Source organism: Streptomyces puniciscabiei, from assembly GCF_006715785.1.
Taxonomy (GTDB): domain Bacteria; phylum Actinomycetota; class Actinomycetes; order Streptomycetales; family Streptomycetaceae; genus Streptomyces; species Streptomyces puniciscabiei.
The window spans coordinates 271,737-295,696 of sequence record NZ_VFNX01000004.1 but is presented as its reverse complement, the minus strand read 5'-3'; the positions used below and the strand labels follow the sequence as shown (position 1 = coordinate 295,696).

21 protein-coding genes are annotated in these 23,960 nt (G+C 71.7%); 7 read left to right on the top strand and 14 right to left on the bottom strand.

Annotated features, from left to right (window positions below; genetic code table 11):
- Window positions 1–37 precede the first annotated feature (37 nt).
- Window positions 38–322, top strand: coding sequence for a SpoIIE family protein phosphatase (locus tag FB563_RS39290; protein ID WP_055710184.1), 285 nt, complete (start codon window positions 38–40; stop codon window positions 320–322).
- 19 nt (window positions 323–341) lie between these two features.
- Here the strand turns inward: FB563_RS39290 and FB563_RS39285 are convergent, their stop codons facing one another.
- The 5 genes from FB563_RS39285 to FB563_RS39265 form a co-directional block, all read right to left on the bottom strand.
- On the bottom strand, window positions 342–2,411 hold the full coding sequence (locus FB563_RS39285) for a SpoIIE family protein phosphatase (RefSeq protein WP_055710183.1): 2,070 nt from the start codon (window positions 2,409–2,411) through the stop codon (window positions 342–344).
- Window positions 2,412–2,542: 131 nt separating this feature from the next.
- A complete protein-coding gene (gene putP, locus FB563_RS39280; RefSeq protein ID WP_055710182.1) occupies window positions 2,543–6,124 on the bottom strand; it encodes a sodium/proline symporter PutP in 3,582 nt (1,193 codons plus the stop codon).
- A 111-nt stretch (window positions 6,125–6,235) separates the two neighbouring features.
- On the bottom strand, window positions 6,236–6,943 hold the full coding sequence (locus tag FB563_RS39275) for a B3/B4 domain-containing protein (RefSeq protein ID WP_055710181.1): 708 nt from the start codon (window positions 6,941–6,943) through the stop codon (window positions 6,236–6,238).
- Between the two features lie 38 nt (window positions 6,944–6,981).
- Entirely contained in the window at window positions 6,982–7,536 is a 555-nt protein-coding gene (locus FB563_RS39270; protein WP_199833033.1) for an FMN-binding negative transcriptional regulator, read from the bottom strand.
- A 28-nt stretch (window positions 7,537–7,564) separates the two neighbouring features.
- Window positions 7,565–8,401, bottom strand: coding sequence for an EamA family transporter (locus FB563_RS39265; RefSeq protein ID WP_055710180.1), 837 nt, complete (start codon window positions 8,399–8,401; stop codon window positions 7,565–7,567).
- 120 nt (window positions 8,402–8,521) lie between these two features.
- On the opposite strand from FB563_RS39265, the gene FB563_RS39260 reads away from it, so the two are divergent.
- Window positions 8,522–9,127, top strand: coding sequence for a helix-turn-helix domain-containing protein (locus tag FB563_RS39260; RefSeq protein ID WP_055710179.1), 606 nt, complete (start codon window positions 8,522–8,524; stop codon window positions 9,125–9,127).
- A gap of 52 nt (window positions 9,128–9,179) precedes the next feature.
- On the opposite strand, the gene FB563_RS39255 is transcribed toward FB563_RS39260, so the two are convergent.
- From FB563_RS39255 to FB563_RS39235, 5 genes are read right to left on the bottom strand one after another with little or no spacing between them, the layout of a single operon-like run.
- On the bottom strand, window positions 9,180–10,940 hold the full coding sequence (locus tag FB563_RS39255; RefSeq protein ID WP_079049113.1) for an RICIN domain-containing protein: 1,761 nt from the start codon (window positions 10,938–10,940) through the stop codon (window positions 9,180–9,182).
- A 48-nt stretch (window positions 10,941–10,988) separates the two neighbouring features.
- Window positions 10,989–11,810 carry a carbohydrate ABC transporter permease gene (locus FB563_RS39250; RefSeq protein ID WP_055710177.1) on the bottom strand — a complete coding sequence of 274 codons (822 nt, stop codon included), beginning with the start codon at window positions 11,808–11,810 and terminating at the stop codon, window positions 10,989–10,991.
- Window positions 11,807–12,775, bottom strand: coding sequence for a carbohydrate ABC transporter permease (locus FB563_RS39245; protein WP_055710176.1), 969 nt, complete (start codon window positions 12,773–12,775; stop codon window positions 11,807–11,809). The genes FB563_RS39250 and FB563_RS39245 overlap by 4 nt, the downstream gene beginning before the upstream one ends.
- 14 nt (window positions 12,776–12,789) lie before the next feature.
- Window positions 12,790–14,034, bottom strand: a complete 1,245-nt coding sequence (locus FB563_RS39240; RefSeq protein ID WP_055710175.1) for a sugar ABC transporter substrate-binding protein — start codon at window positions 14,032–14,034, stop codon at window positions 12,790–12,792.
- Between the two features lie 45 nt (window positions 14,035–14,079).
- Window positions 14,080–15,996: a glycoside hydrolase family 127 protein gene (locus FB563_RS39235; RefSeq protein WP_055710174.1), complete on the bottom strand. Its 1,917-nt coding sequence runs from the start codon at window positions 15,994–15,996 to the stop codon at window positions 14,080–14,082.
- 244 nt (window positions 15,997–16,240) lie between these two features.
- Between FB563_RS39235 and FB563_RS39230 the strand changes: the two genes are divergently transcribed.
- On the top strand, window positions 16,241–17,269 hold the full coding sequence (locus FB563_RS39230) for a LacI family DNA-binding transcriptional regulator (RefSeq protein WP_055710189.1): 1,029 nt from the start codon (window positions 16,241–16,243) through the stop codon (window positions 17,267–17,269).
- A gap of 55 nt (window positions 17,270–17,324) precedes the next feature.
- On the opposite strand, the gene FB563_RS39225 is transcribed toward FB563_RS39230, so the two are convergent.
- The 4 genes from FB563_RS39225 to FB563_RS39215 form a co-directional block, all read right to left on the bottom strand.
- Window positions 17,325–19,442 (bottom strand): SpoIIE family protein phosphatase, encoded by a 2,118-nt coding sequence (locus FB563_RS39225; protein WP_142219228.1) that lies wholly within the window; start codon window positions 19,440–19,442, stop codon window positions 17,325–17,327.
- A gap of 190 nt (window positions 19,443–19,632) precedes the next feature.
- Window positions 19,633–20,019, bottom strand: coding sequence for a hypothetical protein (locus FB563_RS43635; RefSeq protein ID WP_199832997.1), 387 nt, complete (start codon window positions 20,017–20,019; stop codon window positions 19,633–19,635).
- Between the two features lie 268 nt (window positions 20,020–20,287).
- Window positions 20,288–20,542: a hypothetical protein gene (locus tag FB563_RS43630; protein WP_055709632.1), complete on the bottom strand. Its 255-nt coding sequence runs from the start codon at window positions 20,540–20,542 to the stop codon at window positions 20,288–20,290.
- Between the two features lie 40 nt (window positions 20,543–20,582).
- Window positions 20,583–21,173: a helix-turn-helix domain-containing protein gene (locus FB563_RS39215; protein WP_055709633.1), complete on the bottom strand. Its 591-nt coding sequence runs from the start codon at window positions 21,171–21,173 to the stop codon at window positions 20,583–20,585.
- Here FB563_RS39215 and FB563_RS39210 point away from each other — a divergent pair.
- The 4 genes from FB563_RS39210 (at window position 21,172) to FB563_RS39195 (ending at window position 23,890) form a co-directional block, all read left to right on the top strand.
- Window positions 21,172–21,702, top strand: coding sequence for a GNAT family N-acetyltransferase (locus FB563_RS39210; RefSeq protein ID WP_055709634.1), 531 nt, complete (start codon window positions 21,172–21,174; stop codon window positions 21,700–21,702). The two genes, FB563_RS39215 and FB563_RS39210, sit on opposite strands and share 2 nt — an antisense overlap.
- A 33-nt stretch (window positions 21,703–21,735) precedes the next feature.
- Complete coding sequence (locus FB563_RS39205) at window positions 21,736–22,236, top strand: winged helix-turn-helix transcriptional regulator (RefSeq protein WP_055709635.1); 501 nt, start codon at window positions 21,736–21,738, stop codon at window positions 22,234–22,236.
- 89 nt (window positions 22,237–22,325) lie between these two features.
- Complete coding sequence (locus FB563_RS39200) at window positions 22,326–22,832, top strand: SRPBCC family protein (protein WP_055709636.1); 507 nt, start codon at window positions 22,326–22,328, stop codon at window positions 22,830–22,832.
- Complete coding sequence (locus FB563_RS39195) at window positions 22,832–23,890, top strand: LLM class flavin-dependent oxidoreductase (protein WP_055709637.1); 1,059 nt, start codon at window positions 22,832–22,834, stop codon at window positions 23,888–23,890. Before FB563_RS39200 ends, FB563_RS39195 begins: the two co-directional genes overlap by 1 nt.
- Window positions 23,891–23,960: the final 70 nt, after the last annotated feature.

The following is a 23,960-nucleotide window of genomic DNA, read 5'->3' as shown; positions in this document are numbered from 1 at the left end:
TGTGCCGCGGCCCAGGCGTGAGGTGGCTGCTACGGAGGTGCCCCGTGCGGAGAGTGACCGCGGCGGTGGGGGCGCGAGTGCGGCGGACGCCACCTCCGCCCCGGCCGGCACCCTTGACGTGCGCGAGGGACTGAGACGGGTCTGCCGGACGGCGGTGCCGCAGGTGGGCGACCCTGATCGCATCCTGCGCCACCTGTACACGACCTACCAGCACCTGTACGGCGAAGCCACCGCCGGCTGCGTCTACGCGCCGCCCGGCCGGAACCCGGCGAACGAATGGCAGCTCACCTGTGCCGGCGCCGGTCACCCGCCCCCCTGCTGATCACCACGGCCGTGATCGCTCAGGGCCTGGCCCGGGCGATGAGCAGTGCGACGTCGTCCTCGCCGCCGGGGGCACGCAGGATGTTCAGGATGCGGTCGCAGGAGTCTTCCAGGGTGTGGCCGCGGGTGGCGGTGAGGGCGTCGAGGAAGGTGTCCAGGCGGGCGTCGATGGGTTCGCCGCGGGTTTCGACCAGACCATCGGTGTAGAGGATCAGCTCGTCGCCGGGGTGGAAGGTGATGGTGGTGGGCTCGAAGGGCACTCCACCGACGCCCAGCGGCGCGCCGGTGGGCAGGTCGAGGAGGTGTGCCGCGTGTCCTGGGCGCATCAGTGCCGGGGGCAGGTGTCCGGCGAGGCAGATCTCGCACTGGCCGCGGTCGGGGTCGTAGACGCAGTAGATGCAGGTGGTGATGGTCTGCTCGATTCCCTGGGTCAGGTGATCGAGGTGCCGCAGGGCCTCGGCGGGGGCGAGGTCGAGCTCGGCGAAGGCGCGGGCGGCACTGCGGAGTTGCCCCATGGTGGCGGCGGCATTGATACCGCTGCCCATGACGTCCCCGACGACCAGGGCCGTTTTGTCGCCCTGGAGAGGTATGGCGTCGTACCAGTCACCGCCGATCTCGCTCGCGGCGCCGGCAGGCTGGTAGCGGCACGCGACCTCCAGCCCGGGCAGCCGCGCCGGGGGCTCGGGGAGCAGACTCCGCTGGAGGGTGAGGGCCGCGTGGCGCTGGGCCTGGTATCCGCGGGCGTTGTCGATGCAGACCGCGGCTCGTGCGGCCAACTCGGAGGCGAGGAAGGCGTCGTCGTCATCGAACGGGGTGGGGTTCCGGGTGCGTTTGAGGTCGAGAGCGCCGAGCACTTCGCCCCGGGCCATGAGTGGTACGACGAGGTAGGAGTGCACCCCGGCCGTCGCGAGGAGGGAGGCGGCCTCGCCGGGGCAGGCGATGCGCGCCAGGTCCCGGTGGGTGGTGTGCGGCACCAGAACCGGTTGACGGGTGCACACGCACTGGGTCACCGGATGGCCGCTGTCCAGGCGGGCGACGCCCCCGGGCGGGTCGGCCGCGCGGACCGCCTCATCGGAGTGCGCCGTGCAGACGGCGAGGGCGCGGAAGACGGCCGGGCCCTCACGGGGCGCGGTACGGCCGGCGAGGGCGCTGTCGAGTATGTCCACGGCCGCCACATCGGCCAGGGCCGGTACGACGACGTCGGCGAGCTCGCGCGCGGTCGCCTCCAGATCGAGGGTGGTGCCCACGCAGGCGGAGGCGCGGGCGATCAGTGCCAGCCGTTGCCGGGCCTGTGCGGCCTCCACAGCGGCTCGATGACGCTCCGTGACGTCGATGACGGAGTAGGCCAGGCCCAGCACCCGCCCGCCGGAATCCTCCAGCCGGTAGTACGAGACGGTCCAGGCGTGCTCGTGGTCCGGGTCGCCGGGGGGACGGCAGACGATGTTCCGGTCCACGACGGACTCGCCCGTCTCCAGGACCCGGCGCAGACGTGTCTCGGGGTCCGTGTCCAGGTAGGCCAGGACCTCGCCCGCCGGTCGGCCGAGACGGTCGGCGGCGGACTGACCGGTGATGCGTTCGAGGGCGGGATTCATCGCCACGTAACGCAGGTCCGGGTCCAGAATGGCCAGCCCGACCGGGGACTGGGACACCAGACGCATGGCCAGGGAGGCGTCTCGCTCGACGCGTTCCACGGCCGCCTGGTCCGCGGCCAGGCCCAGCGCATAGGTGTCACCGAGGTCGTCGAGCAGCCGCATGTTGCGGAACTCCACCAGGCGGGTGCTGCCGTCCTTGTGGCGGATCGGGAAGGCCCCGGCCCAGTCGGAGCCGGATTCCATGACCTCGGCGAACAGCTGGATCACCGCGTCCTGGTGCTCCTCGTGGACCGTCAGCGGAGCCGCGTACTGACCGAGCGCTTCCGCCGCGGTGTAGCCGAACAGGTCCTCGGCCTTCGAGCTCCAGAACACCACCTGGCCCTGCGCGTTCAGCACCACGGCGGCGACGCTGAGCAGATCGAGCAGACCGCTGGGTGGCGCGGCGGGCCCCGCCGCTGACCAGCCGTCGCGCCCTCGGGAGGAGTCCGTCGTGCCCATGCCTCATTGTCCTTCCCGCTCAGCACCTTGACGGTGCCGTACCGGCGGGTTTTCCGTCTCCATCCCATGGTCGGCCCGAACCGGGACGGCACACATCTGGACCTGGTGTCGAGGATTGCCGCCGAGGGGGGCTAGGTGACCGGGTCGCCCGGAACGGGCTGCTCCGTCCAGATGATCTTGCCGGTTGCCGTGTAGCGGGTGCCCCAGCGGCGGGCGAGCTGGGCCACGATCAGCAGGCCCCGCCCTCCCTCGTCGGTGGTCCGGGCGTGGCGCAGGCGCGGTGAGGTGCTGCTGGCGTCGGAGACCTCGCAGATCAGGGCACGGTCCCGGATCAGGCGGAGGCAGACCGGGCCGGTCGCGTGCCGGATGGCGTTGGTGACCAGTTCGCTGACGATCAGCTCCGTGGTGAACGTCAGATCGGGGATGCCCCACTCCTGGAGCTGCTGGGCGGCGAGCGCGCGGGCGTGCGCGACGGCGGCCGGCTCGCTGGGCAGGTTCCAGGCGACGACCCGGTCCCGCGCCAGCAGCCGGGTTCGGGCCAGGACCAGGGCCGCGTCGTCGGACGGCGGGGTGGCGGTCAGGTCCTCGATCACCCTGCGGCCGGTCTCCTCCAGTGTCGGCCAGGGCCCGGCGAGGACCTCTGCCAACCGGGAGAGCCCGACGTCGATGTCCTGGTCGACGGACTCGATGAGGCCGTCGGTGTAGAGCGCGATGAGGCTGCCCTCGGCCAGCTCCAGTTCGGCGGACTCGAAGGGGAGGTAGCCGAGACCGAGCGGTGGTCCGGCGGGCAGGTCCACGATGTCGGCACTGCCGTCGGGACCGACGATCACCGGCGGGAGGTGACCAGCCCGGGCCAGCGTGCACCGGCCGCTGACCGGGTCGTAGACGGCGTACAGGCAGGTGGCGCCCATGAACGCGGTGCCCGCGGCCGAGCCCTCGCCGGGCGGCGGGGCCTCGCTGTCGGACGACGCCATGAGCCCGATGACCAGGTCGTCCAGGTGGGCCAGGAGTTCGTCCGGAGACAGGTCGAGGTTGGCGAGCGTGCGTATGGCGGTGCGCAGGCGCCCCATGGTCGCCGCCGCGTGGATGCCGTGCCCGGCCACGTCCCCGACGACCAGGGCGACCCGGGCTCCGGAGAGCGGAATCACGTCGAACCAGTCACCGCCGACACCGCTCGGGGCATCCGTCGGGAGGTACCAGGAGGCCACTTCGAGAGCGGACCCTCCGGTCGGGTCCTGCGGCAGCAGGTAGCGCTGCATGGACCGGGCGGCGGTGCGCTCGCGGGTGAATCGGCGGGCGTTGTCGATGCACACCGCCGCGCGGGAGACGAGTTCCTCGGCGAGACGTACGTCGTCCTCCTCGAACGGGCCGAGCCGCCGGGACCGGGCGAACGTCGCCGCGCCCAGGGTGACGCCGCGTGCCCGCACCGGAATCACCATCACCGAGCGGAAGTCGTAGTCGAGGAGGGAGGCGCCCAGCGTCTCGTCCTCGGTCACCCAGGGACTGTGGGCGCGGTCCAGGATCCGTTCCACGAGCGTCCTGCTCTCCAGCAGGCAGCGGGTCACGGGCGACGCGGGGGCACGCCGTACCGTCTCCCCCACGGCCAGCGCCGCCTCGGGGCAGCCCGCACGCACCGACTGCTGCGCCGCGCGCCGGATGACGGGCGACATGCCGACCGGTCCGGGTGCCGGTTCCTCGCCCCTCATGACCGAGTCCAGCAGGTCGACGGCGACGAAGTCGGCGACGGCCGGTACGGCGTCGTCGGCCAGCTCCTGCGCGGTCCGCGTCACGTCCAGGGTGCTGCCGATGCGGGTGGCGGCGTCGTTGAGCAGGGCCAGGCGCTGCTGGGCCCGCCAGCGTTCGGTGACGTCGATGACCATGTACCACACACCCACGTTCCGGCCGTGCCGGTCCTTCATGGCGAAGAACGACGCGGAGACCGCCCGGCCGGCGTCGGGGTCCTTGTGGCCGGCGCCGCGGTACTCGTAGTCCATCACCGGTGTGCCGGTCCGCAGCACCCCGCGCATCTTCTCCTCGAAGGCCTCTGCCTCCTGCTCCGGCAGCACGTCCGCCATGCGCCGCCCCAACCGCCGCTCCAGGGGGATCTGGCGGTCCAGCGGCTCGTTCACCCAGACGTACCGCAGGTCCGTGTCGAGGACGGCGATGCCGACCGGCGCGTGGCTGAGGAACGGGGTGAGCATCAGCTGGCTCACGCCGCCGCCCGGCATCCGCCAGAAGGCACGTTTCGGCGGACGGCCGACGAACCTCCCGAAGACCAGCGCCGCGGCCGTGGCGACCAGGACACCGGGGACCATTTCGTAGATGCCCGACTGGAAGGGCCCGAGCAGCGGATTGATCCTCTTCCACAGCAGCACCGTCGCCGCGCCCGACACGATCCCGGCCATGGCCCCCGCCCAGGTCATGCGCGGCCAGTACAGCGAGAGCAGGACGACCGGCCCGAAGGCGGCTCCGAAGCCCGCCCAGGCGTAGGCGACGATGCCCAGCAGCCCGCCGCCCCTCAGCGCGATCACGAAGGCCACCAGGGTCACGGCGATGACGGCGGCGCGGCCGGCCCAGACCAGGGTCCTGTCGGAGGCGCGCCGGTGCAGGAATGCGCGGTAGAAGTCCTCGGTGAGGGCGACGGACGACACGAGGAGCTGGCTGTCCGCGGTGGAGATGATCGCGGCCAGTACGGCGATCAGCATCACCCCGGCGCCCCAGGGGTTGAGCAGGGACCGGCTCAGGCTGATGTACACCGTCTGCGGGTCGTGCAGCGGTGTGCCGGTCCGCGCGATGCCCACCAGGCCGACGAGTATGGCGCCGGCGAGCACGAGGACAACCCATCCGGTCTCGATGCGGCGGGCAGTGGGGATGGCACCGGTGCTGCGGATGCCCATGAAGCGGGCGAGGATGTGCGGCTGGCCGAAGTAGCCGAGCCCCCAGGCGAGCAGCGAGACGATCGCGACGGCGCCGAGCGATCCGCCCGCCGTCCACCGTCCGCCCGTGAGGTCGACCCTGGCGCCCATGTCCAGCAGGCTCGGTGTCTTGCTGTTGAGGGTGTCGCGCAGCGCTCCGAAGCCGCCGAGCGCGCCGATGCCGACTGCGGGGAGCACGAGCAGGGCGAGGCACATCAGCGTGGCCTGCAGCACGTGGGTCAGGCTCACCGCGAGGAAGCCGCCGAGGCACGAGTAGACGACGATGACCAGGGCGGTCAGGGCCACTCCGAGCCGGAAGCCGACACCGAAGATGTGTCCGAACAGAAGCCCGCCGGCCACGAGCCCGCTGGCGACGTAGACCGTGAAGAACACGAGGGTGACCGCCGCCGAGACCATCCGCAGCGTCCGTGTACGGTCCTCGAACCGCTCCTCCAAGTAGGCGGACAGGCTCACGGCGTTGTCGGCGCGCTCGGTGTAGGTGCGCAGTCTGGGCGCGACGAACAGCCAGTTGAGGTACGTACCGAGCACGAGGCCCGCGGCGATCCAGCCGGCGCCGACGCCGGCCGCGTACACCGCCCCGGGGAACGCGAGGAACAGCCAGCCGGACATGTCGCTGGCTCCCGCGGACAGGGCGGCGACGAACGCGCTGAGCCTGCGGCCCCCCAGGGCGAAGTCGGCGAAGGTGCGAGTGCGGGTGTAGGCCCAGACTCCTGTCCCGATCATGACGGCCACATACACGAGGAAGGTGGCCACGATCGGCGCACTCACGTCGAACATGTTGCCCTCGCCTGCGAGGTCTGTGAGCGCGGTCGCGAGCGCCGCGCTCCTGACAGCCCGAGCTCCTCTTACACAAATGTACAGATTTCGCCCGCTGTCAGCCGACGGGGCCTAGGCCATGGCGAGGGGTTGGGCCGGGCTGAGGTGGTGTACGGCGGTCCGGTCGGCGTGCGGGGCGAGCAGGCTCTGCAACTCGTCGGCGGCGACCTTGAGGAGGTCGCCGTCCCGGTCCGCGCGGAGGGTCTCGAGGAGGAAGGCGACGTGGGTGGAGTCCTCGGTGACGCGGGTGCGGTGGGCGTCGCGGTGGTTCCAGTGGCGGGTGAGGACGCCGGTGGTGTCCGCGTAGATGACCTCGCCCGGCTTGGGGTTCTCGACGGTGTCGGGTTCGCCGAGCGGGGTGAAGGACTCCGTGCCGTCCGCGTAGCGGATGTCCACGTCGCCGGTGACCCGGTCCAGGTCGAAGGCGCCGGCCGGCAGGCCGTGACGGACGGAGACCGCGTTGTAGGAGTCGACGGCCGGGTTGATGCGCGGCAGGCTCCCCTTCTTCGCCATGCGGCGGCCGAGCGCGTCGACGCTGGGGCGGATGCGGCGGGGGTTGGTTCCGAAGGAGCGGTAGGCGGTGTGCCAGGCGTCGATGCGCGGGTCGGTCTCGTCGGCCGGGTGCCAGGTGCCCTCGGCGAGCTGCCGTTCCAGTTCCGCCAGGGTGGTGGCGGTGTGCGGCCAGGGCTCACGGCCGCGCAGGCCGGTGGCGGTGACCAGGGCGATGAGGGTGCCGGGGAAGGCGCCGGCCACGGCGGGGGCGATGCGGAAGGCGGGCATGGGCGGAGGTTCCGTTTCCTGTGTGTGTGGGGGCCGGTTCAGGGCTTCCAGGGGCCGATACGACCCAGGCGGCGCAGCTGCCGGCCTGCGGTGGGTACGTCCAGGCCCTCGCCACGCTCGGTGAGGCGGTCGGCGACGCCGGCGCGGTGCTCGACCGGTTTGTGGTCGTCGTACTTGAACTTGGCCTGCACGTCGGTGACTTCCAGGCACAGGCCGCGGATGGCGGACAGCATCCGGCCGTACGGCGGCCGGTCCGCGGCGACGCGGGCGTGGTCGCCACCGGGCTGGAAGTGGGCGAGCCGGCGGCACAGCGGCTCCGCCTTGGCCTCGGGATCGTCGACGATCTCGGCGCGGCAGGTGAACCGGACGGCCGCGTAGTAACTGGTGGGCACGCCGTCGGTGGGCGGGATGCCGGGATGGGTTTGGCCAAGTGTACCAGGAGGTGGTTGTCGTCGAGGGAGAAGTGGGTGGGGACGACCATGGGCGTGGCCCGGCAGGCCGTTGACGCTGAGCTGTCCGAAGTCGTGGCCGCCGGCGATCCAGGTCTGCCATTCGGCTTCGTCCAGGCCGGCGTCCCAGGGGTGAACGAGCATCCTCTTCTCCTCGGTGGTGCGGGCCTGCTCAGGTCAGGGCCAGAAGGCTGACGGCGACGGCGGCGGTGCCCAGGCCCACGAGCTGGCCGCGGTGGATGCGTTCGGCGAGTACGCCGCGGGCGAGCAGGACCGTGCCGGCCGGGTAGAGGGCGGTGATCACGGCGACGACGGTCAGGTCCCCGCTGCGGGCGGCGAGCAGGAACAGCAGGTTCGCCACCGAGTCCAGCACGCCGGCCGCCGCGGACATCGCGTACGCCGGTCGTTCCGGGCCCAGCCTGCGGCGCAGCAGCCCGGCCGCGGCCAGCGTGACCGCCGACGAGACGGCCCGGCCGGTGATCAGCGGGGCCACCCCGCTGTCCGAGGGCGCCTGGTGCAGGAAGATCAGCTGGAGGGCGATGGCGGCGCCCGCACCGAAGGCCAGCAGCAGCGCCGCACGGGAGGGACGGGCCGCACCGGCGCCGTGTCCGGCGCTGACCAGCACCACAGCGAGCAGTGCCAGCGGCAGCCCCACGAGTCCGGCGGCCCCCAGCCTCTCACCCTGCAGCAGGCCGGCGGCGACCGGCAGCGCGGCGGAGACCAGCGCGGTCACCGGCGACAGGACGTTCATCGGACCGATCGCCAGGGTGCGGTAGAGCAGGGCGAATGCGGCAGCCGAGGCGACCCCGGACGCGGCGCCCCAGGCGAGGGCACCGGAACCGAACGAGGCCCCGAGCACCGGCCACAGCAGCAGCTCGACCGCGAGACTGGCCGGGGCGGCGACCAGCACGGTCCGCAGCACATGGGCCTTGCGGGCGCCGAGGCCGCCGAGGAAGTCGGCGCATCCGTACGCGAGTGAGCTGCCCAGGGCCAGCAGCAGAGCGATCACAGCACATCCCTTACGGTTAGCGGAACGACCACACGGTACAACGGACCGACCGCCGCGTGTCAATCAAACGACCGTGCAGTACATTCCAGTACTCAAGGCAGAGTTAAGGACGGTGATCAGGTGGCCGAGACAGCCGCCACCCTGCGGTCGGTCGCGCACAACGTCCGGGCGGCCCGCATCCGCGCCGGACTGTCCCTGGACGAGCTCAGCCGGCGCGCCCAGGTCAGCAAGGGTGCTCTCGTGGGGCTGGAGAAGGCACAGGGCAACCCCAACCTGGCCACCCTGGTCCGGCTGGCCGACACCCTCGGCATCTCGGTGTCCGCGCTGGTGCAGGGGCCACCGGAGGGCCGCGTCCGGGTCGTGGCCGGCGACGACGTCGCCCCCTTGTGGACCGGAGAACGCGGCGGCGAGGCGCGCCTGATGCTGACGACCTCCGGCCCCGCCCCGGTCGAGGTCTGGCGCTGGCGGCTGGAACCGGGCGAGGAGTACCCCAGCCACCCCCACCAGGCCGGCGTCGTGGAGACCGTCAGCGTGACCTCGGGCCGCATGACCCTGATCGTCGACGGCGCGGAACACACCGTCGCGGCCGGCCAGACCGCCACGTTCGACGGCGACACCACGCACACCTACCGCGGCGCAGGTAGCGAGACCTGCCACCTGATCATGACGGTCCATCTGCCGCCCGGCCCCGCCGCGAACATCACCGGTCCCGCCACGACCATGTGAAGTACGCCCCCGGCCGACATCCGGGGGCGTACTCGTCCTTGAAGGAGCGGCCTCAGCGCGGGGTCAGCTTCCACAGGTGGTCGGAGGTGCCGTTGTCGTCCCACTGGAGGACCCGGGCGCCGGAGGAGGTGCTCATGCCGTCGACGCCGAGCAGCAGCCCGCTGTTGTAGTTGGCGATCTTGTAGGAGCCGTCACCGGACGGGATGAGCTGCCACAGGTGGTCGGCGGTCCCGTTGTCGCCCCAGATCAGGGCCGTGCCGCCGTCGGCCGTGCTCATGTTCTGGATGCCGAGGGCCAGACCGGACTTCTGGTTCACGATCTTGTAGAGGCCCGAGCCCGCGGCCACCAGGGTCCAGTTCTGGTCGGTGCCACCGGTCGAGGTGGCCTGGACGACGGGCGTACCCTGCGCGGTGCCCGCGTTCTGGGTGTCCAGGGCCAGACCGCTGTTCCTGTTGGTGATCTGGTAGCGCCCGGCCGACGAGGTGGAGGTGCCGCCGGGGGTGACGACGATGTGGTAGCCGTCGGTGGCGTTCATGGTCACCGGGACGGTGATCGAGCCGCCTGAGACGGTGTAGTCGGTGTCGGAGACGGTGATCGGGCCGGACACCGCCGTCGTACGGCCCTTGGAGGGCGTGTACTCCAGCTTCACGTGGACCGTGCCGCCGAACGCCGACAGGGAGTTCAGGCCGTCGATCGTCACCGCGCAGGAACCGGTGCAGCCGCCGGCGATGACGCTGATCCGGTCACCGGAGCCGTTCAGGGAGGCGACGCCGTCGATGCCCGTCTGTGCCGGAGGCGTGGTGACCAGCATGGTCCCGGACATGTCGCCGTACCACTTGTACATCCAGTACGAGCCGTTCGGTGACCCGCCGGTGTCGGTGAGGGTGTCGCCGAGGGTGCCGTAGTGGTTCCAGAAGGCCAGTTCGGCGTCGTGGACTCCGGCGCGCTCGAACTTGGCGACGTAGCCGATCAGCGCCCCGGGCACGCCGACCTCGCCGGGCGTGCCGTACTCCTCGACGGCGATCGGGCGGGGGCTGATGCCGAGGCTCCTCTCCAGCACGCGGTACGCCGAGACATGTGCGGCGATGTCCTTGGCGCCTTGCAGCTCGTGCCAGGAGATGATGTCGGGCACGGTGCCGGAGGCCTTGGCGTCGGTGAGGAAGGTGCTCATCCAGGACTGGTTCCAGGCCGAGTAACTCGGGCCTTGGACCGGGGTCCTGGTGTCCTTGGAGCGGACTTCCTTGTACGTGCGCGCCCAGCCGGCGTCGAAGGCGCCCGCGTCGGTGGTGTCCCAGGTCCAGTCGGGCTCGTTCCACAGCTCGTACGCGGCGATGTCGGTGGCTCCCGAGGACTGCACCGACGCGACCTGCTTGTCGACGGCGGACAACCAGTCGGCCCAACTAACCCACTTGTACGGGAAGTTCGGGTACCAGTCCGGCATGCGGACGACGACGTCGGCGCCGGCCCTGGCCGCCTTGGGCGCCACGGCCAGTGCGTCCCCGGCGGGCTTGGGCTCGCCGTTGGGCAGTTGGGAGCCGCCCGGAGCCATCTGTACGAAGGTGTGCGGCCTGAGCGGGGTGACGAGGCTGTCGGCGGGGGTGCTCGCGTCGGCCAGGCCGTACAGGCTGCCCGTGGCGACATGGGTGACCGGCCGGAGGGTCTGGGCCGCGTCGACCACCAGGGTGGTGGCGGACGTGGGCACCGCTCGGGCGGGGGTGGCGGTGGCGAGACCGGTGACGGCGAGCGCGGCCGTGCCGAGGGCGGCCGCCAGACGGGCGCGGCGTCTTGGTCCCGCGGTAGGTGTGCGGCTCATGGGGTGGTTTCTCCTCATGGAGGGAATGGGGGACGGCCCTGCTGCTGCTCAGTCCTTGACCGCGCCCGCGGTCACACCCGCGGCCACATAGCGCTGCGCGAGGACCAGCAGAACGGCTGCGGGGACGGACGCGACCACGGCGGTGGCCATGATCGCGTTCCACTCCTGGTTGTTGTTGCCGATGTACTTGTAGATGCCGAGGGTGATCGGCCTCATGTCGCCGCCGCCGTCGAGGGTGTTGGCGAAGACGAAGTCGGACCAGGCCCACAGGAAGCTGAAGAGCGAGACGGTGACGACGGCGTTGCGGCTGACCGGCAGCACGACGGACCAGAAGACGCGGAAGCTTCCCGCGCCGTCCACCCGGGCCGCGGCGAGGAGTTCACCGGGGACGCCGGACATGAACGCCGTGAAGATCATCACGCCGAAGGGCACGGCGATGGTGGAGTCGGCGACGATCAGACCCCACCAGGAGTTGAGCAGACCGAGGTCCAGGAAGATGCCGTAGAACCCCATCGCCATGACGATGCCTGGGACCATCTGCGCGATCAGCAGGGCCAGTCCGAGTGCGCCACCGCCGCGTGGGCGCAGCTTGGCCAGGGAGTAGCCGGCGGGGGCGGCGAGGAGCAGCGTGAGGGCGACCGTGCCGAGGCCGATGAGCAGGCTGGTGCCGAGGTAGGGCAGCTGGTCGTCGAGGACGGCCTTGTAGCCCTCGAACGTGGGGTGCAGCGGGAACAGGTCGGGCGGGTTCCTGCGCATGTCCTGCTGCGGTGTGAGGGACACGTTGAGCATCCAGTACACCGGGAACAGCATCAGCGCGGTGAGCAGGAGCGCGACGGCGGTGCAACCCCGGGAGCCGGTACGGGACTTCACGCTTCCTGCCTCCTCTGGACACGGACGTACAGCAGCCCGAAGACGAGGGCGATCAGGATGAGGATGTCGCCGACCGCGGCACCCGGTCCGAACCGGGGCAGCAGCGTCCCGAAGCCCAGTTGGTAGGACCAGGTCGCCAGGGTGGCGGAGGCGTCGCCGGGGCCGCCCTTGGTCATGATCCAGATCAGGTCGAAGACCTTGAGGGTGTACACGAGACCGAGGAGCAGGGTGATCGCCGACACCGGGCGCAGCAGCGGGAAGGTGATGCGCCGGAACTGCTGCCAGGCGCTCGCGCCGTCCAGGGAGGCCGCCTCGTACAGCTCGGCCGGGATGTTCTGCAGTCCGCTGTGGAGGATGACCAGGTTGAACGGGATGCCGATCCAGATGTTGGCGACGACGACCGAGGTCAGGGCCCAGTCGGGGGAGGTGAGCCAGCCGATGGGATCCACGCCGAAGAAGTGCAGGAAGTAGTTCACCACGCCGGACTCGCTGTTGAACATCCAGGACCAGGTCGACGCCGACACGATCAGCGGCAGCAGCCATGGGACCAGGAACAGCGCGCGCAGGACGGCCGACAGCCTGAAGCGCCGGTCGAAGAAGACCGCGAGGGCGAGTCCGATGGCGTACTGGAACGCGATCGACACGAAGGTGAAGACCATCGTGTGCCGTATCGCCGGGCCGAACGCCGGATCGTCCAGCACCTTCCGGAAGTTGTCCCAGCCGGAGAAGGGCGCGTCACCGGTGACGAAGGAGCGGACGGTGTAGTCGCGCAGGCTCAGGTCGAGGTTGCGGTAGAGGGGGTAGAGGTAGAAGGCGGCGAGGTAGGCGACGAGCGGGGCGACGAAGGCGAAGGCGGTCAGCCGGCTCCTGCGCCGTCGGCGGCGCCCCAGGACCAGCGGGTCGGCGGCGCGCGTCCTGGGTGCCGCCGGGGACCGTTGCGGTCGGTCTGTGCGGGCGGTGGTCATGTGAGCTCCCCGGATCAGCCCTTGGCGGCCGCGGCCTGCGCCGTGTCCATGGCGGCCTGCGGGTTCTTGCCGCCCGAGAGCGCCGCCTGGACGGCCGTCCACATCGGCTGGGAGATCGTCGGGTACTTCGTGCCCAGGCCGTCGCTCGTCCGGCCGCGGGCCGCGGACACCGCGTCCACCCAGGGCTTGAGCTTGGGGTTCCGCTTGACCTGCTGGGCCTGTACGGCCGCCGTGGGGGCGACGTACATCAGGGTCGTGTCGGTCGCCAGCAGGTTCGCGTCGCTGGTGAGACAGGTGACGATCTTCTTGCTGACGTCGTAGCGAGCGGTGTCCTTCTGCACGGGGAGGGTGACGAACTCGCCGCCGGTCGGCACCGGCGCCGAACCGCCCTTCTGCGCGGGGATGTTGAGGATGCCGTAGTCGAAGCCGGCCTTCCCGGCGTTGCCGAGCTGCCAGGTGCCGTTCTCGCCGAACGCGTACGTGCCCGTGGCGAACTCCTGCCAGCTGGTGGTCTGGGTGTTCTGCAGCACGTCCTTGGGCGCGTATCCCGCGTCCACCCATTGCTTCCACAGGGTCAGCGCGGCGACGCCCTTCGGCGAGTTCAGCTTGGTCAGGTCACCGCCGGCGCCCCAGAACCAGGGCAGGAACTGGAAGCTGCCCTCCTCGGTGTTGATCGCGGAGAAGGTGATGCCCTTCTTCCCCGCCGCCCTGACCTTCTTCAGCGCGGCGGTGAGCGAGTTCCAGTCCTTGACCGAGGCCGGGTCGACGCCCGCGGCGGACAGGACCTTCTTGTTGTAGTACAGGGCGAGGGTGTTGGCGCCGACGGGGACGCCGTACGCGGAGCCGTCGATGGTGCCCGCGCCGATGATGTTCTTCTGGACCGCCCTTGTGTCCAGGCCGAGGTCGCTCGTCTTGTTCAGGATGCCCGCCTCCACCAGCGTGGAGACCACCGGGTTGTCGACGAGCATCACGTCCGGCGCGTTGCCCTGCTGGGCGGCCAGCAGGGCCTTGTTGCCCAGGTCCGTGGTGTCGTACGCGGTGCGCCTGACCTTCACCCCGGCCTGGGTGCCGCACGCACTGACGCGCCTGCCCCACGCGGAGGAGGCGTCGAACTGGGGGTAGGGGTCCCAGAAGGTGTACGTCCCGCCGGCCCGGCCGGAGGAGGACGAGGAACCGGAGCCGCCTCCGCAGGCGGTGAGCGAGGCGAGGGTGCCGACGGCGGCCAGCGCGGCGACGAGAGTGCGGCGGGTGGGTATCACGGGAGGACCTCGTTGTCGTAGGGCGTCGTGGAGAGGGAGCGGTGTTCAGCAGGTGGGCAGCCAGACGCGCATGCTGCCGTCCACGCGGTTGGCCCAGGCGTAGTAGGGGACGGCCATGAGTTCGACGGGCTCGCCGCCCTGCGGGGCGGGGGCGGAGGTGTACGGCCACCAGCCCGCGTCGGGGATGTGCCGCCGCCGGCCGGCGGCCACGACCGTGGTGACACCGCCGAGGAGATCCGGGCGGTGCTTCACGGCGAGCGGACGGCTGGGGTCGAGGACGATGTCGTCCAGTCCGCCGCCGGGGTGGTCGGCCTGCTCCACGCAGTACACGAGCGGTCCGCGCTCGATCGCCAGAGAGGCGCGTACGGCGTCCACGCGGGGGTCCGCCGCGGTGAGCCGGGGTTCGAGGCCGAGTTCCAGCAGGACCCGGTCGCCGGGCTCCCAGGCGCGCGTCAGCCGCAGCCAGCCGTCGGTGACCGGGGCGTCGCCCTGGTCGTACGTCCGCTCCCCGCACCGGACCCGGAACTCCTGGCACCACTGCGGGATGCGCAGGGAGAGCGTCCAGGGACGGCCGGCCGGGCTCTCCTCGACGGTCAGGGCGATCGAGCCGTGCCACGGATAGCCGGTCTCGGCCCGGACGGTGTACGATCCGCCGGCGTACCGGCCGCTGACGTACTGGTGGATCTGCAGGCCGCCCTCGTCGCTCGTGGCGAGGTAGTGCTCCAAGCTGGCCAGCAGGCGCATGGCGTTCGGCGGACAGCAGGCGCAGCGGAACCAGCGGGTGCGACGGGCCGACTGGTCGCCCCCGGGGTCGGTGTGGCCGTCGCGGACCTGCAGCGGGTTCACGTACAGCCAGCGCTCCCCATCCAGTGACACCCCGGCCAGGAAGCCGTTGTAGAGGGTGCGTTCGACGAGGTCGGAGTAGCGGGCCTCGCCGGTGAGCAGGGCCATGCGCCAGCTCCACTGGACGGAGGCGATCGCGGCGCAGGTCTCGCAGTAGGCACGCTCGTTGGGCAGCTCGTAGGGGTCGCCGAAGTCCTCCCGGTCGTGGTGGGCGCCGAGTCCGCCGGTGATGTGCGTCTTGGTGGTGGTCATCGCGTGCCACAACCGCTCGGCGGCGGCGCCCAGTTCGGTGTCCCCGGTCTCGGTGGCCAGGTCGGCGGCGGCCGCGAGCAGATAGAGCTGGCGTACGGCGTGACCCTCGACGGTGGTGGCTTCGCGCAGCGGCACGCGGTCCTGGCAGTAGGCCTCGCCACCGAGCAGGCCGTGCCCGTGCCGGTCGACGAAGTAGCCGGCGAGATCCAGGTAGCGGCGCTCACCGGTCTCCCGGTACAGCTCGACCAGGGCGGTCTCGATCTCGGGGTGGCCGTCGATGCCGTCGATGGGCCTGCCGCTGCCGGGCGGGCCGAAGACGGAGTCGATGTGGTCGGCGAACTTCACCGCCACGTTGAGGAGTTCGGTGCGGCCGGTGGTCCGGTGGTGGGCGACGGCGGCCTGGATGAGATGCCCCGCGCAGTACAGCTCGTGCCCCCAGCGCAGGTCCTCGTAGCGCTTGCCGTTCTCCCGGAGCTGGAACCAGGTGTTGAGGTAGCCGTCGGGCTGCTGGGCCGCGGCGACGAGGCCGGCGATGCGGTCGACGTGCGCCGCGAGAGTCTCTTCCCGGCCGCGGGCGAGCTGCCAGGAGGCGGCCTCCAGCCACTTGTACACGTCGGTGTCGACGAACGGGTACGCCCCGCGGAACTCACCCTCGGCCGTCCCGGCCGCGAGCCGCAGGTTGTGCAGGTTCCCCGCGGACTCCAGCAGGCCGGGTCCCTGCGGAAGGGAGGTGCGGGCGTTGACCTCACGGCGGGTGTGCCAGAAGCCCGCGTCGATGCCGGCGACGGCGGGGCGCAGCGCGGCACGGGCGTCCGGTCCCAGACGGACGGGGCCCGGGGACGGCAGGGCGGAGTGTGAGCTGGGCATGGCTCTCCGGGGATGGGTGGCGTACGGCGGCGGCGTCCGACGTCCGGATCGCAGATTTGAGAAACCGTTTTCTCACCGTGAGAGTAGAGGGCGGCGGCGTGCGACGGTCAAGAGGCGCGGCACGACTTTTTCCTTGTGCCTGCAGACCGGTACCGCACGCCCGCCTTTCTCCCGCAGGCTGGCACCGCGCGCCGTCGGCTGCCAGGATGTTGACTGACGACATCGTCTAGGAAAAGGTTTGCTCGTGACCTCTGCTCCTGGCACCCCGCCCACCGGCCGCGCCCGGCTCACCGATGTCGCCGCGCTGGCGGGCGTCAGTGTGGGCACGGCGTCCAAGGCGCTCAACGGCGGGGGGCGGATGCGTCCGGAGACCCGGCAGCGGGTGCTGGACGCGGTGGCGGCTCTCGGCTTCCGTCCCAACCAGCAGGCGCAGAGCCTGCACACCGGCCGCAGCTGGACGGTCGGCCTGGTGACGACCGACGGCATCGGCCGGTTCAGCACCCCCGTGCTGCTCGGCGCCGAGGACGCGCTCGGCGCCGGCAAGATCTCCGTGCTCCTGTGCGACACCCGGGGCGACGCGATCCGCGAACAGCACCATCTGCGCAACCTGCTGGACCGCCGGGTGGACGGCATCATCGTCACCGGCCGCCGCACCGACGCGCGTGCACCCCTGGCCGGCGTGACCGGCCTGGAGTCGATCCCGGTGGTCTACGCCCTCTCCCCCTCCACCGACCCCGCGGACACCTCCGTGGTCTCCGACGACCAGGGCGGAGCCCGGCTGGCGACGGAACACCTGCTGGCAACCGGCCGTACCCGCATCGCCCATGTCACCGGCCCCGAGCACCACGCCGCCGCCCGCGACCGCGCCCGTCACGCGGTGGCACACCTTCAGGCCGCGTCGCTCGGCCTGTCGACGGGCCGCGTCCACTTCGGCGAGTGGAGCGAGGCGTGGGGCCGCCGTGCCGCCGACGCGGTGCTGCGTACGGCCCCGGACACGGACGCGTTCTTCTGCGGCAACGACCAGATCGCCCGGGGTGTGGCCGACACCCTGCGGGAACGCGGGGTGGCCGTCCCCGGTGACATCGCCGTCGTCGGCTACGACAACTGGGACACCATGGCGCTGGCGAGCCGTCCTCCGCTCACCACGATCGACATGAACCTCACCGAGATCGGGCGGATCGCGGCGCTGCGCCTGCTCGAGGCGATCGACTCGGACGCGATGCCCGGGGTGCACACGGTGCCGTGCCGGCTGGTGGTGCGGGAGTCGACCTGAGACGCCTCGGCCGATGCGTGGCGGGGCCCAGCACCCTGGGCGCGCCGAACGGACGTCACGGGCGCCCGAGGAAGTGCAGGACCAGCAGGGCGATGTCGTCGGTGCGCTGCCGGTGGCTGCCCGTCGCCCCGACCAGGGTGTCGATGAGCGCGTCCAGGTCGAGGCCGTCCTCCTGGGCGAGTTGGCGGGTGAGGGCGGCGATGGAGTCGTCGAGGTCGACTCCCGGTGTTTCGACGAGGCCGTCGGTGTAGCAGGCGAGCATGAGCCCGGGGGCGAGGGGGACCTCGGTCACGGGGAAGACGGCGTCCGCGTCGATGCCGAGGAGGGGCCCGGGAGGCATGTCCAGCGGCCGTGTGCCGCTGTCGGGCAGGCGCACGATCGGTGGCGGGTGACCGGCGCTGGCCAGCGTCACGCTACCTGCGGCGAAGTCCAGGTGGGCGTACAGGCAACTGGTGAACAGGTCGGCGCCGAGATCCGTGAGGAGCCGGTTGGTCGCGGACAGCACCCGGTCCGGGGCGCCGAGCGTCGAGTGGGCGTGCACGGCGGTGCGGACCTGGCCCATGAGAGCGGCCGCGGCCGCGTCGTGGCCCTGGACGTCGCCGATGACGGCCGCCACGGCGGTGTCACCGAGCCTGATCAGGTCGTAGAAGTCTCCGCCGATGTCCATGCCCCGGGTGGCGGGCAGATAGCGGGCGGCGGTCCGCAGGCCGGGGACGGCGGGAAGGGCCGGCGGGAGCAGCGCCTGCTGGAGGCTGTGGGCGAGGTCGTGTTTGGTGTCGTAGAGGCGGGCGCGGTCCAGGGCCTGGCCGACGAGGCCCGCGAGCGAGGTCAGGACGGCGCGGTCCTCGGCCGTGAACTCGTGGGGCCGGTCGTAGGACAGGATGCAGCAGCCGACGGGCCTGCCCGAGACGATCAGCGGCAGGAAGGCCCAGGCCTCTTTGCCGCTGATCAGCGAGGCCTCGGGATAGATGCGCCGCATCTCCTCGCAGTGGGAGAAGAAGGCGGGGATGCCGCTGCTGAGGACCTGCCCGGCCGGGGTGAAGGCGGTGTCCAGAGGCAGGCCGTCGAGGCGTGCCATGGTGGAGGCGTCGTAACCGCGGTATCCGGTGATCCGCAGCCGCCCGGCGTCGGCGGCCGACAGGACGAGTCCCTGCGCGCCGAAGGCGGTCAAGATCTGGTCGGCGACGAGGTTGATGACGTCCTGGACGCCGACAACCTCGGTCAGCCCGGCGGCCAGGTGCATCAACTGGTAGAGCCGGCCCGCGCGGGCCGGTGCGGCGGTGTGCGTCGAGTGGGGGTGCGTCGGGGCGGGCGGGGGCTGCGTACCGCAGGGCATGATGCGGACGCTGATGCCGCTGGCGTCCGGATACAGATGGAAGTCCAGCCAGCGGTCCGGCGGGCGGCACGCCGTGAAGACGACGGGCTCCCGGCTGATGACCGCGGCGCGGTAGCGGTCCTCGTACGTCGGGTCGTCCAGCCAGCGCAGGGACTGCCACGGCAGCGTGCCCAGCAGTTCGCCGGCGTCGCGGCCCAGCAGTTCGCAGGCGCCCGCGCTCAGGTAGGTGAAGTGTCCCTCCAGGTCCAGCGCGCAACTGCCGCCCGGCAGGCGCTCGATGAAGTCGGCGGCGGCCAGCGGCGGACCCGCGGCCTGGCGGCCCCCTTCCGCGGGGAGGGTGCGCGGGAGGTCACGAGGGGCCGGGAACCGTCCGTGTGCGACGGCCTCCTCGATCAGCCGGGCCAGGCGTCCGCAGCCGGACATGATGTGCCCGCGCTCCCGCTCGGTCATGTACGGCGGCCGGCTGGCCGGCCACATCAGCAGCAGGGCTCCCCACCGGCGGACGCCGCTGACCGGTGCGGCGGCGAGCGCGAGCGGGTACGGCAGCGCCAGGGCGGTGCGCGGATAGCGGCGGGCCGCCTCCTCCTGGGTGGCCACCCACACCATGCGATCCTCACGCACCGCGTCGGCCACCGGCGCCGGAGAGGTCACCGGAATCCTCACCCACGGCGCCGCGAACTCGGCGGGTGCCCCGTACAGCACGTCCAGGAAGAGCTGCTCCTCGTCGAGGGTGAGAAGGTACAGACCGCCGATGGCCGCGCCCGTCCGGCGTACGGCGTCGGCGAACGCGGCATCCAGTGCCTCCGCCTCCGCCGCCCCGGCATCCGCACTGGTCACATGGCGCCTCCAGCCTGGCAGCCGCGCCTCCTGCAACGTCACGCGGAGGGGCCTCGGACCGGGCAGCGCGGGTCGGCGCGCCGGTTCCCACCGGCCCACTCCTATGGGCACGCTACGCCCCCGCGCGGCGATCGGCACGCCGTCGCCCGCCCCGCGATCGTCACGGGCGCCGGAAGGTCCTCGGCTCCGTTCATGGGCTGGGCAGGTCGCGTCCGGAGCGGAGCGGGGTAAGGGCGGTGAGACAGCCGGCGTCGACGAGGGCGAGTCCGAGGGCGGTGGCCGGCGGGGTGCCCAGGCCGGTGGCCGACAGCGCGGTTCGGCTGCCGCGGCCGGCATGACGGCGGTGATCACCGTGGCCGGGCTGTACCGGTCGGTGAGCCGTCCGGTGAGCGGGAGCGCGGCGAAGCCCGAGGAGTCCGGCCAGGCTGTAGCGGCCGATGCCGGTCGGGTCGAGGGAGTAGGGCGGCTGGGGCAGACCGAGCGCGAGGGCGAGGGCGACGCAGATGATGTTGATGGCGAAGCACCACAGGCCGCCGACGGCCACCGCGCGGCGCAGTTCCGGAAACCGGCGCGGCAACGGAGGCAGAGTCAGCAGAGCGGCCCCGTAACCCCGTTCGGCGGTCGGCCGTTCCCGGGGCGGGCGGGCGGCCGCGGTGATCGCGCCGAGCAGGGCGAGGGCTGCGACGGCGGGAGCATGCGGCGCCGGCCCACGATGCCGGTGTGTGCTCCTCCCGCCAGGCGGCTGAGCAGGATGCCGGCCGACATACCGGCGGACAGCGTGGCGACGCCGGTTCCGCGGCGTCCGGCCCCGACACTCGCGGCCGCCCCGATGAGCAGGTACGCGGTCAGGAGAACGACGGGGCCGCAGGCCGACGCGACGAGGGCGAGGGCGGCGCCAGGGCGGTGAGCTGGACGGCGACCGGGCGGTTGGGGGCGAAGTGATCGGTGAGGGGAAGCAGCAGCGCGAAGCCGGTCATGCAGCCGGCGAGCGCGGCGGTGGGTACGAGGCGGGTCACGGAGAGCGCGACGTCCAGTTCGGCGGCGCGGGCCGTGAGCGCGGGCTGGACGGCGTAGTTGTTCGCGATCGCCGTTCCGGCCATGGAGGCGAGGAGCCGCGTGCCGGTCCGGGGAAGGCACGGGTCATGGCTGCGTGCCGCGGGTGAGGATCACCGCGTAGCGGCACTCCGTGTCGGTGGTGTTGGCGAAGACGCGCTCGGTGGGCTCGCCGAGTTCGACGGTGTCGCCGGGGCCGAGTTCGTGGACCGTGTCGCCGTCGTGGAAGGTCAGATGCCCGTCCAGGACCCAGACGACCTGCCGGACGAAGGCGAAGGCGGCTGCCGGATACGGCACCTCGGCCCCGGCGGGCAGGCGGATCTCGGCGACCTCGGCCGGAAAGTGCGGGCCGGTGATCTGGCGGCGCCGGTAACCGGTGCCGGGGTCCTGCCATTCGGCCGTGTCGGTCCGACGACGCACGCCGGTCACGCCCTGCGCGTCGTCCGGCGTCCCCTCGGCCAGGGCGAGCAGCGAGGCGATGCTGAGCTGGAAGGCGGCCGACAGCTTGCCGAGGACGACGGCGGTGGGGCTGCTCTCGCCCCGCTCGATGCGGCTGATCATGGCCGGCGACACACCGGAGACGTCCGCGAGCTGGGCCAGGGTCCAGCGCCGCCTCTCCCGCTCGGTCCGGACGCGGGCGGCGATCCGCCCCACCAGGGGATCTACTATGTTGGGCATGAATCCAATATACGAGAGAAGCTCCGCGACCGTCACCGTCCGCCCGGCGCGTCCCGGCGACGTGGACGCCGTCCGAGCCATCCGCAATCACGCGGTCGAGCACTCCACGGCCCTGTGGACCCGGACCCCGCAGTCCGCTGCCGAGAGCGTCGCCTGGCTCGCGGTCCACCTGGAGAGGGGGTCTGCGTTGGTGGCCGAAACGGGGGGTGAGGTGGCCGGGTTCGCCGTCTACGGCCCCTGGCGCGAACTGGACGGATACCGCCACACGGTCGAGGACTCCGTCTACGTCCGCGAGGACCGGCACGGGCTCGGCATCGGCTCCGCACTGCTGGCAGCCCTCATCGACTCGGCACGTGCTGCCGGCCACCACATGATGATCGCCGGCATCGAGGCCGGGAACACCGCGTCGATCCGGCTGCACGAACGATTCGGATTCCGCCTCGTCGGCACCGTCCCGGAGGTGGGCACCAAGTTCGGCCGGTGGCTCGACCTGACGCTCATGGGACTGCCCCTCGACCCCATCTGCTGAGTCTCATTGTGAGACTGACTATCATCGTGGAGCATGAAGCGGACCTCCTTCGCCAACTGGCCGTGCTCCATCGCGCGCACTCTCGACCTGCTGGGCGACCCCTGGACACCTCTCGTCGTGCGGGAGGCCTTCTACGGCATCCGCCGCTTCGACGAGTTCCAGCAGGAGCTGGGCATCGCGCGCAACACCCTGACCGACCGGCTGCGCCGCCTCGTGGACGAAGGGGTGCTGGAGAAGCGGCTCTACGAGGCCGAACCGCCACGCTACGACTACGTCCTCACGGAGAAGGGCCGCGACCTGTTCACCGTGCTGGCCACGATGTCCCGATGGGGCGACCGATGGCTGGCCGGTGACGAGGGCGTGCCGGTGGTGTTCCACCACGATGCGTGCGACCACGACACCACGGCCGAGGTGGTGTGCTCCGTGTGCCGACGGCCGCTGGCAGCCCAGGAGACGTCGATGCTCATGGGACCCGGCTACCCCGAGCGGCTCAAACGCCGGCCGGATGTGCGACGCCGGTTCGGTACGGCCTGATCCAGCCGCTCACTTCACGGTCTTGACAAGGTAAGTCTTGTGAAGCAACTCTGATCACGCACATCCTGACGGCGAGGAGGCCGGTTGACGTGGAGTGGACGGGCGCGCGCTACGCGGACAAACCCACGGTCGAGGTGCGTACCTGGATCGACGCGCCACCGGACCGGGTGTGGACACTGGTCAGCGACATCGCCTCGATGCCGGCCATGAGCGAGGAACTCCAGTCCGTCGAGTGGCTCGACGGGGCGGACGGACCGGGCGTGGGCGCCAGGTTCGTCGGACACAGCAGGCACGAGGCGTTCGGCGAGTGGTCCACGACCTCTCATGTCATCGAGTGCGAACCCGGACGAGTCCTCGCCTGGGCGGTCCAGGACCCCGCCGCCCCCGCCGCGATCTGGCGCTTCCGCCTCCGGCCCGAGAACGGCGGAACGGAACTGTCGCAGTGGATGCAGCTGGGCCCGGGACGCTCAGGGCTGTCGGTCGCTATCGACCGGATGCCGGACAAGGAGCAGAAGATCGTGTTCGTACGGCTGCGCGAGTTCGAGCGGAGCATGACCAAGACCCTCGAGCACATCAAGAAGCGGTCGGAGGCGTGATGCGTACGGCCACCACCATCGAGGCCTCGGGCGGCGAGAACTGGGCCGAGCAGGCCGACTTCGTCGTCGAGGCGGAGAAGCTGGGACTGGACATCTGCTGGGTCGCCGAGGCCTGGGGCTCCGACGCCCCCTCCGCGCTCGGCCACTACGCCGCGCTCACCGACCGGATGCTGCTGGGGTCCGGCGTCATGCAGCTGGGCACCCGCACCCCGGCCGCCGTCGCACAGACCGCCATCACGCTGTCCAATCTCTCCGGCGGACGCTTCCTGCTGGGCCTGGGAGCGTCCGGTCCGCAGGTCATGGAGGGACTGCACGGGGTGCCGTTCGCACGGCCGCTGCGCCGCATGCGGGAAACCGTGGAGATCGTCCAGCGGCTGCTGGACGGCGGCAAACTCTCCTACTCGGGATCGGAGTTCACCATCCCCCTGCCCGGCGGCGAAGCGGTCCCCATGCGGCTGTCGATGCGGGCCGAGCACCCGGTCCCCCTGTACCTGGCCGCCCTGTCACCGGCCATGCTGCGGCTCACCGGGGAAGTCGCCGACGGCTGGCTGGGCACCAGCTTCGTACCCGAGGGGGCGGACGACGCCTACTTCACGCACCTCGACGACGGCCTCGCCCGCAGCGGCCGCACCCGCGGCGACCTGGACGTCTGCCAGGGCGCCGAGGTCGCCTTCGCGCCCGACGAGGAGGCCCTCGCGGCGATGACCGACCGGCGCAAGAGGGAACTGGCCTTCAGCCTGGGCGGTATGGGATCGGCGTCCACCAACTTCTACAACAACGCCTACAGCCGTCAGGGCTGGGCCGAGGTCGCCGCCGAGGTACGCGAGCGGTGGCAGGCCGGCGACCGGGACGGCGCGGCGGCGCTGGTGACGGACGAGATGGTCCTCGCCACGACGCTGATCGGCACCGAAGCCATGGTGCGCGACCGACTCCGGGTATGGCGCGCCGCCGGGGTGGACACCGTGCGCCTGTACCCGGCCGGGCAGACGCTGCAGGCCCGGCTCGACACCTTGGGCAGGGCCGTGGAGCTGGTGCGAGAGACAGACGCCACCTCGTGAACCCTTACGAGTGAATCCGGCCGTTCGTTGATCGGCGGCCGAGGTGACAGCGGGAAGGCCGTTCTGCGTA